This window comes from Rhodoplanes tepidamans (genome assembly GCF_030813915.1).
GTDB lineage: Bacteria > Pseudomonadota > Alphaproteobacteria > Rhizobiales > Xanthobacteraceae > Rhodoplanes > Rhodoplanes tepidamans.
Window position 1 is genome coordinate 39,065 of record NZ_JAUSUJ010000002.1, and the last position, 11,978, is coordinate 51,042.

The 11,978-nt window shown below is 71.5% G+C and carries 10 protein-coding genes; 2 read left to right on the plus strand and 8 right to left on the minus strand.

The features are described from left to right. Window positions 1–83 precede the first annotated feature (83 nt). From J2S22_RS02880 to J2S22_RS02890, 3 genes are all read right to left on the minus strand, one after another. On the minus strand, window positions 84–1,607 hold the full coding sequence (locus J2S22_RS02880; RefSeq protein ID WP_272775110.1) for an ImmA/IrrE family metallo-endopeptidase: 1,524 nt from the start codon (window positions 1,605–1,607) through the stop codon (window positions 84–86). After that, window positions 1,600–2,010: a hypothetical protein gene (locus J2S22_RS02885; RefSeq protein ID WP_272775111.1), complete on the minus strand. Its 411-nt coding sequence runs from the start codon at window positions 2,008–2,010 to the stop codon at window positions 1,600–1,602. The genes J2S22_RS02880 and J2S22_RS02885 overlap by 8 nt, the downstream gene beginning before the upstream one ends. 809 nt (window positions 2,011–2,819) lie before the next feature. After that, window positions 2,820–3,386: a L,D-transpeptidase family protein gene (locus J2S22_RS02890; protein ID WP_272775112.1), complete on the minus strand. Its 567-nt coding sequence runs from the start codon at window positions 3,384–3,386 to the stop codon at window positions 2,820–2,822. 108 nt (window positions 3,387–3,494) lie between these two features. On the opposite strand from J2S22_RS02890, the gene J2S22_RS02895 reads away from it, so the two are divergent. Then, window positions 3,495–4,181: a response regulator transcription factor gene (locus J2S22_RS02895; protein WP_272775113.1), complete on the plus strand. Its 687-nt coding sequence runs from the start codon at window positions 3,495–3,497 to the stop codon at window positions 4,179–4,181. A gap of 243 nt (window positions 4,182–4,424) precedes the next feature. Then, complete coding sequence (locus J2S22_RS02900) at window positions 4,425–4,880, plus strand: cyclic nucleotide-binding domain-containing protein (protein WP_272775114.1); 456 nt, start codon at window positions 4,425–4,427, stop codon at window positions 4,878–4,880. Between the two features lie 67 nt (window positions 4,881–4,947). Here J2S22_RS02900 and J2S22_RS02905 read toward each other — a convergent pair whose 3' ends face one another. The 5 genes from J2S22_RS02905 to J2S22_RS02925 form a co-directional block, all read right to left on the minus strand. Continuing rightward, a complete protein-coding gene (locus J2S22_RS02905; protein WP_272775115.1) occupies window positions 4,948–5,763 on the minus strand; it encodes an exodeoxyribonuclease III in 816 nt (271 codons plus the stop codon). 78 nt (window positions 5,764–5,841) lie between these two features. Further along, window positions 5,842–6,858: an alpha/beta fold hydrolase gene (locus J2S22_RS02910; RefSeq protein ID WP_272775116.1), complete on the minus strand. Its 1,017-nt coding sequence runs from the start codon at window positions 6,856–6,858 to the stop codon at window positions 5,842–5,844. Between the two features lie 141 nt (window positions 6,859–6,999). Continuing rightward, window positions 7,000–7,773, minus strand: coding sequence for an outer membrane lipoprotein carrier protein LolA (locus J2S22_RS02915; RefSeq protein WP_272775117.1), 774 nt, complete (start codon window positions 7,771–7,773; stop codon window positions 7,000–7,002). A 147-nt stretch (window positions 7,774–7,920) separates the two neighbouring features. Further along, window positions 7,921–10,446: a DNA translocase FtsK gene (locus tag J2S22_RS02920; RefSeq protein ID WP_272775118.1), complete on the minus strand. Its 2,526-nt coding sequence runs from the start codon at window positions 10,444–10,446 to the stop codon at window positions 7,921–7,923. 92 nt (window positions 10,447–10,538) lie between these two features. Then, window positions 10,539–11,768 (minus strand): aminotransferase class I/II-fold pyridoxal phosphate-dependent enzyme, encoded by a 1,230-nt coding sequence (locus J2S22_RS02925; protein WP_272775119.1) that lies wholly within the window; start codon window positions 11,766–11,768, stop codon window positions 10,539–10,541. Window positions 11,769–11,978: the final 210 nt, after the last annotated feature.

Sequence of the window (11,978 nt, forward strand, 5' to 3'; positions counted from 1 at the left end):
GGGCGACGGCCCGGGCCGCTCTCCTCCGAGGCTCGCCGTGCTCGCACTTCAGGATGACGGGTCGAGGTTCAGGGCTGCTGGTGTCAGTCGCTCGACGGTCCGCGAAAGGCGGCGCGCAGTCTTTCACGATCCCACTCGCCGATCAGGTCCAGATTGTAGATGTGCTCGGTGAGGGCCGTTTCGCTCACGCGCAAGGTCGCAGCGGCTTTCACGATGTCATCGCGCTCGATGCGCTGCTGCGCCGGCAACAGCCGCCGCACGAGTGGGCCAGGCATCAGCAGGTAGGCCGCGAACGCATTCGCCCGTTTTTCGATGCCGGGCGCGACCCAAGGGCCGCTCGCCACAGCCACCCGACGGGCGCGGCCGCGATCGAACAGGACGTGGCAGAGCTCGTGGGCCAGCGTGAACCGCCGGCCCTCTTCGGCGGCGTTGTAGATGCTCGCCGTGTTCACCAGAATCGTGGGACCGAATCCTTCACCCGCGAGGGCGACGCCGCGGATCGTGTCGGTGACGAGGCGGGTCTCCCTGACGTCGATGCCGAGCCGACGGACGACGCCGCGGATGTCGATGCATTCGGCGTCGCCGGGCTCGTCGAGGTCCTCCAGCAGCTCCGCGGCGAAGTCGTAGCCGTCCTGGTGGGGGACGCCGAGCGGAACCCCGGCGCGCGGGCGGACGAGCTCGGCCAGGGCAGGGCTCTCCGGAATGTCCATGCGTGAGGCCAGAAGGGACGAGATCGTGTCGACATCCTCGCGACCGATGTTCGGCGTCACGCCGCCGAACATCGCGACCGCGGGTGAGAATGTGGACACCGCCGGGACGTCCACGATCCGCACGTCGTCGAGCAGGCGGTGCGCGGCGGCGCCAAGTCGCGCAAGAGCGGCCCGAACGCTCGCGAGGAGATCACTCTGGACATAAGCGGCCGTCATCGCGGCCGCCGACGTGTCACGCAGCGCGGTGATCTTGGTCGCGAGCCGCGTAGCTGCCGCCCGGTCGGAGTCCGTCTCGGCCGGCGCCGTTCGCACGGCCCAGGCCAGCGCCTCCCAGAGCGGTCCGGCGACGTCCGCCACCGGAAGGCGCGCCGTGCCGGGCTCCGCCACGAAGGTGAATCCCTCCGGCGCGAAGAGCGGAGTCGCGAGGGACCAGGACAGCTCGATGTCGTCAATGAAGCGGCGAACGAACAGGTCCGGAAGCAGACCGCCCTCCGCGGCAGACCGCAGCGCATGGCGACGATACCAGGCCTGCACGGTCGCGTAGGTTGCGCGTCCGGTCTCGTCGGATTCGCCGATCCAGCGGTCCAGGGCGCGCCGGCAGGCCACCAGGGCCGGTGCCGAGGACTTCTCCGACCAGGAAAAGTCCTCCTCGTGCAGCAACGGGATCCAATTGTCGGCGAGCCACTCGAGGAGCGGTGACAGATACCAGCCGACATGAGCCTTCGGCTGGGTGCCCTGGAGGCTTTGCGTGATGTTGCGCCCGGCGACGTCGATCCTGAGATCGCCCATCGACCACCCATGGTCCGCCGGCCGACGCTCGCGTGGCTCGCTGTCGCGAACCCACCGCACCGCGATCGAGAACCGCTGCGGGTCTCCAAACCGGGTGAACTCAGTCATCGTCGGATTCCAACGCCCAGTGGACGTCGTCCTCGGGCCTCTCCATGTATCGCTTCAGGTCGCGCGACCGTATCAGCTTTTCGTCCTGCCAACGATTCTTGAGCGCCGCAGGAACGCTTTGCCACGGCACCGGATAGCCATGCCACGTTCCGTCGTTGGTGGGGACGGCGATGAAGGCGATGCCGCGCGCCGTTGCATAACGTCGGCCGGAGCCGTTCGGGCAGGGAACGCTGCTCTCGAAGAGACGGCCAGCCTGCGTCTTTTCCCAAGGATGCGCGTCGACATCGTTGCCGAGGCGGCGGCAGACATCCGTGATGTGAGTCCATTCCGGGCACAGCGTGCCCTTTCTCCCGGTCGCCGGCCGGTTCTTGTGCTTTTGCGAGCCGCGATATGGTTCGGACATCTCGGTTTGCGCGGCCGGACAGTGAACTGGGGCGGGCGTCTCGAATCGGAATTCCGGCCGAATTCAGCCCGGGCCCGGGCGGTTCCTGCGCTCGCGTTCCTGAGTACGCAGCGCGGCTTTCGAAAACTCGTTCTGCGTCCTAATGGTGGCGATCGTAACAACGGGCCGCAGTTTCTGCAAACCGCACAAAGGCCGAGCCAACCGGCCTCTTGACTAAATTCCTATCCAGGATCATACTCCTCCCGTCTCGCTCGTCGAGGGACGTCGACCGGTGACGTCGGGCGGCGGAGCGGGCCGGTGACGTGCGGGTCTTCTCGGACGCGCCTCCGGTTACGGGGGCGAGGCCGAAAGCTCCGCACCACGGCGGGGGCGGTCCCCGTCAGAAAAGCCGGGCGCCGGATCCGGAGAGACGCCGGCCGGCGCATGCGGCACCTGCGGGCCCGGCCTCGTCAGCCGCGGTCCCCGGGCGGTGTCGGGGGATCTTCGCTGGGCATGGACGACCCGGAGCGCCGCACAGGCCGACGCCGGACCACCGCCGTCGGTGCTGCGGAGAGCGCGCGAGACCCGTCGCCGTAAAGATGCCGCCGCGGAGCGCCGGGAGGCGTGCGCATCGACGCTTCGATGCGCGTTGCGTCCCGACGGACGCAGCACGGTTTCGGCGCCTGTCGGCGCTCCGCGTCCCTCGGCTTCTGCGGACGCCGCGGGGAACGGGTGGTGGACCTCATGGGCAAAGCCCGGGCGCGCCGGCGCCGCGGGATCGGGAGATCGTTCGCATGCGGACCGAGAGCGCCGCGCCCGGACGGCGGGCGTCACCTCACGACGATCCGGGTCTTCGGCCCGATCATCGCCAGCAGCCGGCGCAGGTCGTTCGGGGCGAGCGCGACGCAGCCGGCGGTCGGCAGGAAGCCGTCACGGGCCAGATGGACGAACACGGCGCTGCCGCGGCCGGCGATGCGCGGGCGGGCATTGTGGTCGAGCTCGATCACCAGGTCGTAGAGCCGGTCGTCGCGCCACAGGCGGTCGCCGGCCTCGCCGTCGCGCCGGCGGAACGGCCGGTTGTAGCGGCGGTCGGCGGGATCCTCGCACCAGGCGAGGTCGGGCCCGATGCGTCGCACGGGCAGGCCGGTGCGCGGCCGCGGGCCGCGGTCGGGCCGCCACCACAGGCGGAGCGGCCGGAACACCCCGCGCGGGGTGGCGCCGTCGCCTTCGCGCTTGTCGGCCCTCAGCCCGGCGCGGCCGAGCGCCACCGGCAGCCGCAGCGGCCCGGCCGCGAGCCAGCCGCGGGTCGGCCGGCCGGCGCACGCCGTCACCACGACGCGGCGGAGACGGGCGTCCGGCGGGCGCGCCGCCTCTCGCCCATGGGTCTGACGAATCAAGGGTATGGCCGCCTGCGAATGCGTCGGGACACTTGCTCTTTCGCCCCCGAATGCTCTACTTCGCGCACTATCGCGTTCCATGTGCGCGTGCGCCAGAGGCCTCGAGCGATGCCGAATGCCCGCAAGATCCTGATCGTCGACGACGAAGCCGAGCTGCGCGAGGCCCTGGTGGAGCAGCTCTCGCTCCACGACGAGTTCGAGCCGGCCGCGGTCGACACCGGTGCCAAGGCCGTCCAGGCCGCCAAGGTGGGGCCGTTCGATCTGGTCATCATGGATGTCGGGCTGCCCGACATCGACGGTCGCGAGGCGGTGCGCATCCTGCGCAAGAACGGCTTCAAGGCGCCGATCATCATGCTGACCGGCCACGACACCGATTCCGACACGATCCTCGGGCTCGAGTCGGGCGCCAACGACTACGTGCCGAAGCCGTTCCGGTTCGCCGTGCTGCTCGCCCGCATCCGCGCCCAGCTGCGCCAGCACGAGGCGAGCGAGGACGCGGTGTTCGCCATCGGCCCCTACACGTTCCGGCCGAGCTCGAAGCTGCTGGTCGGACCCAAGGGCAACAAGGTGCGGCTCACCGAGAAGGAGACCGCCATCCTGCGCTTCCTCTACCGGGCCGGGCAGAAGCCGGTGTCGCGCGACGTGCTGCTGCAGGAGGTCTGGGGCTACAATTCCGGCGTCACCACGCACACGCTGGAGACCCACATCTACCGGCTGCGCCAGAAGGTCGAGCGCGACGCCGCCACGCCGTCGATCCTGGTCACCGAGGCGGGCGGCTACAAGCTGGTGCCCTGACGCCGGGCCGCCCGGTCCGCGTCGCCGCGCGAGGCTCCGCCGCCCGCCGCGGGCGGTCCGGACGCGAAGAAAACTGTTTAAGGTTATCGCATTACGGTTCATTTGCGCGGAAGATGGGAATCCACTTTCGCCGATGTCACGGTAAGTTCGACAGTTCCGGCCGCCGGGGCGCGGCCGGACCTGCCTTCCACGGAACCGGCCGCCCCGGGAGCCGCCCCAGGCCTGCAGCATCGTCGCGACGGCATGAGCATCGAAGACGATATCGGCTTCCTGGCGGGCGTCCCGACGTTCCGCCTGCTGGGGCCGAACGCGCTGCGGATCCTGGCGATCGGCTGCGAGAGCCGCTCGCTCGGGCCGGGCGACGTGCTGTTCCGCGCCGGCGAGGCGGCCGACTGCGGCTACGTCGTGCAGGAGGGGGCGTTCCGGCTCGATCCGGACCGCACCGACGGGTCGCTCGTCACGGTCGGCCCCGGGGTGCTGCTCGGCGAGATGGCGCTGCTCATCGACACGGTCCGCCCGGTCACCGCCACGGCGACCGAGCCGGCCGTGGTGATGCGCATCCCGCGCCAGCTGTTCCTCAAGATGCTGGAAGGCTTCCCCGACGCCGCCTTCCGGTTGCGCGACCACCTGGCGGAGCGCGCCCTGGAGACCGCCGACGACATCGCCCAGGTGCGGGCGAATCTGGACCCGGGCCGCTGAGGCGTGCTCGCCTCGAACTGATGCATCAGCGGGGGCGACAAATGCATCAGTGGGCCGGTCCGTGCGCTCAGATCTCCAGCTTCACGGTCACCGGCACGTGGTCGGAGGGCTGGGTCCAGCCGCGCGCCGCCCGGCTGACCGTCATGGCCGAGACCCGGTCGCCGATCGCCGGGCTCACCCAGACATGGTCGAGCCGGCGGCCGCGGTCGGAGGCGGCCCAGTCGGCGGCCCGGTAGCTCCACCAGGTGTAGAGCTTCTCGGTCGCCGGCACGTGCATGCGCATGGCGTCGACCCACTGCCCGGCGGCCCGCACGGCCCCGAGCTTCTCGCACTCGATCGGCGTGTGCGACACCACCTTGAGCATCTGCTTGTGGCTCCACACGTCGTGCTCGAGCGGCGCGACGTTGAGGTCGCCGACCAGGATGGCGCGGGCGCCGGGCGCGGCGTGCAGCCCGGCGGCGCTCCGCATCTCGTCGAGGAACTGCAGCTTGTGGGCGAACTTCGGGTTCACGGCCGCATCCGGCTCGTCGCCGCCGGCCGGGACGTAGAAGTTGTGCAGGGTCGCCGGATCCTTCAGGCCGGCCCGCTCGCCGAACGTCACCGCGACGTGGCGGCAGTCCTGCTTGTCGCAGAAGCTGCGCCGGTCGACCGCCTCGAACGGGAGGCGCGAGACGACGGCGACGCCGTGGTAGCCCTTCTGGCCGTTGGTCGCGACATGGACGTAGCCGAGCTTCGCCAGCGGCTTCAGCGGGAAGGCGTCGTCCGGGCACTTGGTTTCCTGCAGGCACAGCACGTCCGGCCGGGTCGCCTTCAGGAACTTGGCCACGAGATCGATCCGCAGCCGGACCGAGTTGATGTTCCAGGTGGAGATGGTGAGGGGCATCGGGACCTTCTTCTCGGTCCCTTGATAGCCCGGATGCAGGCAGGAGCAAGGCGTCGCGCCGGCCGGCGACGCCGGTCGTCAGGCCGAGGCGGCGCCGACGACGGGCTGCGCCTCGGGGTCGGCGTCCGGCTCGAGCGGCGGGCCGGCGGCGAACGGCGGGCTCGGCGCGGCGAGCGCCGCGGCGGCGGCCGCGATCCGGTCCGCCACGGCGGGATCGTAATGCATCATGTGGCCGACCCCCGGCACGATCCGCAGCGTCGCGTTCGGCAGGGCCTCGACCAGCCGGGGGGCCTGAAGCTCCTCGACCAGCCGGTCGCCGGCCGCCGCCAGCACGGTCACCGGGCAGGCGATGTCGGCGTAGCGGCGCCGCAGCCGCCGGGCGGCCGGGATCATGACGACCGATTCCTCGGCGGTCGCCCGGAGCTGCTCCGGTCGCAGCGCCATCGCGACCGGGAAGCCGGCCCGGAAGGCCGGCGAGACCGGGCGCGGCGCGAACAGCCGCCGGACGAACGGCCACGCGATCGCGGCGCCGATCAGCGGCGAGAGGGTGTGCCGCATCAGCAGCCCGACGCCGGGCCAGGCCGGGCCGGACACCATCCACACGTCGAGCCGCCGGGTCGGGACGTAGTAGCCGGCCGCCAGCACCAGGCCGGTGACGAGCTCGGGAGCGTGGAGGGCGAGCGCCAGCGCGACGAGCGTGCCCCACGAGTGCCCGACCACCACGGCGCGGTCGATCCCGAGGAGGCGCAGCAGGTCGGCGGCGAGCTCCGCCTGCGCCTCGGGCGGCAGCGGGTGCCGCGGGCGCTCGCTCCAGCCGAAGCCCGGGCGGTCCGGACAGATCACCCGGTGGGTCCGGGCGAGCCGCTCGATCAGGCCGCTCGCCACCATGTCCTGGGCCATCGCCCCGTTGCCGTGCAGCAGCAGCACGGCCGGCGCGTCGGCCGGTCCGGCCTCGATCACGTGCAGGCGCAGGCCCATCACCCGGACGAAGCGGCCGCGCGGCGGATTTCTCCGCTCCGCCCGGCGGGTCGCGATCGCCACGGCCACGGCGTTGGCGGCGAGAAGTCCGGCGACCACGGCGAGCGTCTTCTTCATCGGCGGGGGTCCTGTGAACGGAGGTCCTGCGATCGGCGAAACGGCGAAGGGCGCACCGGCCGGCGCGCCCTTCGAACAAATCCGCGTCGCAGCATCCGTTCCGCCGGCCGCTCCGGCGGTGGCGGGATCCGGCCGTACCGGCTACTGCAGCACCCGCTCGTAGTTGATCCGGAACAGGCCCGGGTCGGGCTTCGAGGCCGGGTCGAGATTGTAGACCGCGACGGTGGTGTCGTAGCCCTGCGGGTCCGTCACGGTCCACTGCTTGAGCTGCAGGTCCTTGGCGCCGAACATCATCATCAGCTTGTGGGTGCCGGTGAGCGCCTGCTTCTCCTCGATCACGATGGTGACGAACACGTCGTCGGCCGAGACCGACACCAGGTTGGTGTCCTTGGTGAGGTCGATCTTGTCGACCAGGAGGTAGCGCAGCGGCGTCTGCGACAGCGGGTAGAGGTCCTGGGTGGCCAGCTTGCGGTCGCGCACCACCACCGAGTTGCCGTCGGCGATCACGTCGATCGGGCTCGGCGGGTTGTACTCGAACCGCACCTTGCCGGGCTTCTGGATGTAGAACTGTCCCTCGGTCCGGCCGCCGTCCGGGCCGACCTGGATGAAGTTGCCGACCAGCGTCGACATGCCGGACAGATAGCCGCTGACCTTGTCGGCGAGCGCCTTCTGCGAGCCGTCCAGCGCCCCGGTCCGCGCCGGGGCGGCGACCGGGACGATCGAGCCGGTCGGCGGGGTGCCGGTCAGCGCCGGTGCGGTGAGCGGCGCCCGGGCCGGCGGGGTGGATTGGGCGACCCGCTTGGGCGAGGGCACCGGAAGCGGAACCGTCTGCGCTGCGGCCATTGCGGTGGCGCCCAGCAGGCAGGTCCCGAGCACCATGCCGCCGACCAGCGCGGCCGCCCCCGAAGTCCGCATGATCATCTCCGATTCACCCCTTGCCCAGAGAGAAGACCTGTCGTCCAGGTCTATGGCGATTTCGCGGCCCGGCGGGCGGCGAATCGATCGGACCGGCGCGCCGCGGGGCGACTCGCCGCGGCGTTCGAACGGAGCATAGCGGCTCGCTCAGAAGCTGTCCTCGGCGCCGTCGCCGCCGACGAGAATCTCGCGCTTTCCCGCGTGGTTGGCCTGGCCGACGATGCCTTCCTGCTCCATCCGCTCCATCAGCGAGGCGGCCTTGTTGTAGCCGACCTGCAGGCGGCGCTGGATGTAGCTGGTCGAGGCCTTGCGGTCGCGCAGCACCACCTGGACGGCCTGCTGGTAGAGGTCGCCGCCCTCCTGGCCCATGGCGGTGCCGTCGAACACGGCCTCGCCGTCGCCCTCGGGCTCCTCGGCCGTGACCTCCTCGACATATTGCGGGGTGCCCTGGGCCTGCAGGTGGCGGACGATCTTCTCGACCTCCTCGTCGGAGACGAACGGGCCGTGCACGCGGCTGATGCGGCCGCCGCCCGCCATGTAGAGCATGTCGCCCTGGCCGAGCAGCTGCTCGGCGCCCTGCTCGCCGAGGATCGTGCGGCTGTCGATCTTGGAGGTGACCTGGAAGGAGATGCGGGTCGGGAAGTTCGCCTTGATGGTGCCGGTGATGACGTCGACGGACGGGCGCTGGGTGGCGATGATCACGTGCAGGCCGGCGGCGCGGGCCATCTGGGCGAGGCGCTGCACGGCGCCCTCGATGTCCTTGCCGGCCACCATCATCAGGTCGGCCATCTCGTCCACCACCACGACGATGTAGGGCAGCGGCTCGAGGTCGAGCTCCTCGGTCTCGTAGATGGCCGTGCCGGTCTCCTTGTCGTAGCCGGTGTGCACGGTGCGGGTCAGCCGCTCGCCCTTGGCCTTCGCCTCGGCGAGGCGGGCGTTGTAGCCGTCGATGTTGCGCACCCCGACCTTGGAGAGCTTCTTGTAGCGGCTCTCCATCTCGCGCACCGCCCATTTCAGCGCGACCACCGCCTTCTTCGGGTCGGTGACGACCGGCGTGAGCAGGTGCGGGATGCCGTCGTAGACCGACAGCTCCAGCATCTTGGGGTCGACCATGATCAGCCGGCACTGATCCGGCCGCAGCCGGTACAGCAGGCTGAGGATCATGGTGTTGACGGCGACCGACTTGCCCGAACCGGTGGTGCCGGCGATCAGGAGATGCGGCATGCGGGCGAGGTCGACGATCACCGGATCGCCGCCGATCGTCTTGCCCAGGCACAGCGGCAGCTTGGCCGAGGAGTCGTGATACTGCTCGGCCGCCAGCATCTCGCGCAGATAGATCTTCTCGCGCGTCGCGTTGGGCAGCTCGATGCCGATCACGTTGCGGCCCGGCACCACGGCGACGCGGGCCGACACGGCGCTCATCGAGCGGGCGATGTCGTCGGCGAGCCCGATCACCCGCGACGACTTTATGCCCGGCGCCGGTTCCAGCTCGTAGAGAGTCACCACCGGCCCGGGATGCGCGTCGAGAATCTCGCCGCGCACGCCGAAGTCGCCCAGCACGGTCTGCAGAGCCGCCTCGTTGGCCTTGATCAGCTCCATCGACGGCGCGTGGCGGTCGGACGCCTTGGGCGCCGCCAGGAGATTGATCGACGGCAGCTCGTACTCGCTCGCCTTCGCCTTGGCCGGCGGCTTCCTGGCGGGCGGCTTCCTGGCCCGCTTGGGCGCCGGCTCCTCGTCCTCCTCCTCCTCGACGTCCTCCTCGATCTCCGCCTCGTCGGCCGCGTCGAAGGGCGGCGCGTCGTCGAAGGCGCGGCGCTCGGCGGCGTCGGCGGCCTCGCCGTCGAAGCGCGGCTCGCGGCGCTCGAAGGCGAAATGGTCGATGTCGGGCTCGCGCGAGGTCTTCATCAGCCGGGCGCCGGCCGCGATGCCGTGGCGGGCGAGCCGCAGGGCGCGCGCCTTCAGGCTGAGCATCGAATGCACCAGGAAGCCGAGCGAGACCGAGGCGCGCTCGCTGCCGTCCTCCTCGTCGTCGGCCTCGGGCTCGCGGACCGGCGGCGGCGCTGCGGGCTTCCGGGCCGGCGCCTTCGCGGCGGTCTCCTCGTCCACCTCGGCGAAGCCGAAGCCGCTGGCGAACACCATGGCGCCGAGCGCCAGCAGGCCGTAGACGGCGGCGAGGCTGACATAGCCCCAGCCGGCCGGGAGGAGCGTGGCGGGCCCGCGCACCAGGAAATCGCCGATCACCCCGCCGAGCCCGCTCGGCAGCGGCCAGGCGGCGCTGCGCGGCAGGCAGGCGGCGAAGCCGGCGGCGAGCGGCGCGCCGACCGCCCAGGCGAGCACGCGCCAGCGCTCGCGGTCGAAGCGGCGCTGGTTGGCGAGGCGCCAGCCCCAGGCGGCGACCGGGCCGACCAGGGCCAGGGTGGCGAGGCCGAACAGCTGCATGAACAGGTCGGCCGCGATCGCCCCCGGCACGCCGAGCAGGTTGCGCACCGGCGCCGAGGTCGCGTGGCTGAGGCTCGGATCCTTCACCGACCAGGTGACCAGCGCCGCCGTGCACAGCATGGCGAGCCCGACGAGGACGAGCCCGCTCGCCTGGCGGATGCGCCGCTCCAGCCCCGCGCGGAACTCGTCCGGCAGGAGAGCAGGGGCCCCGATTCGGCGCTGCAGTGCGGGCATTGCGTCTCCGTGTCTGCCCGGGCGGCCGCAGGGTGCGGGCGGCCCAAGTCCTCAGTTCAAGGTTCTCAGCCCAGAGTCCTCGGTCGATGTCCTCAGCCCAGCACGGCGACGAGGCGGTGCAGCGCCTCGGCCGTGGTCTCTTCGTCCTGAACCATGGCGATGCGGATGTAGTCGGCCCCCGGATTGGAGCCGTCGGCCTGGTCGCGGGCGATGTAGCGGCCCGGCAGCACCCGCACCCCGGCCTCGCGCCACAGCTTCAGCGTCGCGGCCTCGCTGCCGCCGAGCGCGGCGACGTCGAGCCACAGATAGAAGCCGCCGGCCGGCCGCCGGTAGCCCCAGCGGTCGCCGACGATCTGGTCGGCGAGGTCGAACTTCCGCGCATAGAGGCGGCGGTTCTCCTCCACATGCGCCTCGTCCGCATAGGCGGCGGCGGCGACGGTCTGCGCGACCACCGGCACCTGCGGGGCGGCGACGTTGCGGAGATCCAGGAACTTCTGCAGGAACCCGGCGTCGCCGGCGGCGAAGCCGACGCGCAGGCCGGGCAGGTTCGAGCGCTTGGACAGCGACTGGAACACGACCGCGTTGGAGAAGTCCGCGCCGGCCGCCTGCAGGATGCCGGGCGGCGGCTCGCGGGTGTAGATCTCCGAGTAGCACTCGTCCGCGAAGACCAGGAATCCGTGCCGGCGGGCGAGCGTCAGCAGCCGCGCCAGATAGTCGAGGTCGGCGACGGCGCCCTGCGGATTGGCCGGCGAGGCGATGTAGAGCGCCGCGGTGCGGGCGAGCAGCGCGCCGTCGAGGGCGTCGAGGTCCGGCAGGAAGCCGTTGCGCTCGAACGCCGGCATGTAGACGACCTCGCAGTCGGCGGCGGTGCCGCCGGCCGGATAGGCCGCGTAGAACGGGTTCGGCACCAGCACGGCGGGCTTTCCGGGAAGCGGCCCGCGCTGCGTCTCGACCCAGCGCTTGGCCGCGAGGGCGCCGAGAAACAGGCCCTCGCGGGTGCCGCACAGCACCAGCACCTCGCTCGCCGGATCGACCGGCCGCGGCAGGTCGTAGCGGCGCGTCAGCCAGCCGGCCGCGGCGGCCCGGAACGCATCCGTGCCCTTGCCGGCCGGGTAGCGGCCGAGCGACGCGAGATCGGCGACGAGCGCATCCTTCACGAAGGGCGGGATGGGGTGCTGCGGCTCGCCGATCGACAGGTTGATGGGCGTCTGCGCGGGCTCGACCCCGGCGAGCAGCTCGGTGAGCCGCACGAAGGGCGAGCGTGTGTCGAGCGGCCTCGCGGACGAGGTCGGGGGCGCGCAGGCGGCAGGCGTCATGGACATCGGTCGTGTGTTCGTGAGCGGGGCCGCGCCGGTCGGCGCGGTCGCGTCGGGGTGAAGCTTAGAGGGGGCGAGGTTAAGGCGCGATTAACCATCGGCCGTCAAGGGCCTCGGGCGACGAGGAACCCCTCGTTCCGGGGCGCGGACCGCAAGGTCCGCGAGCCCGGAATCCAGACTCCCGGCGTCACTGGCTCACGAAGGACAGGGGATAGG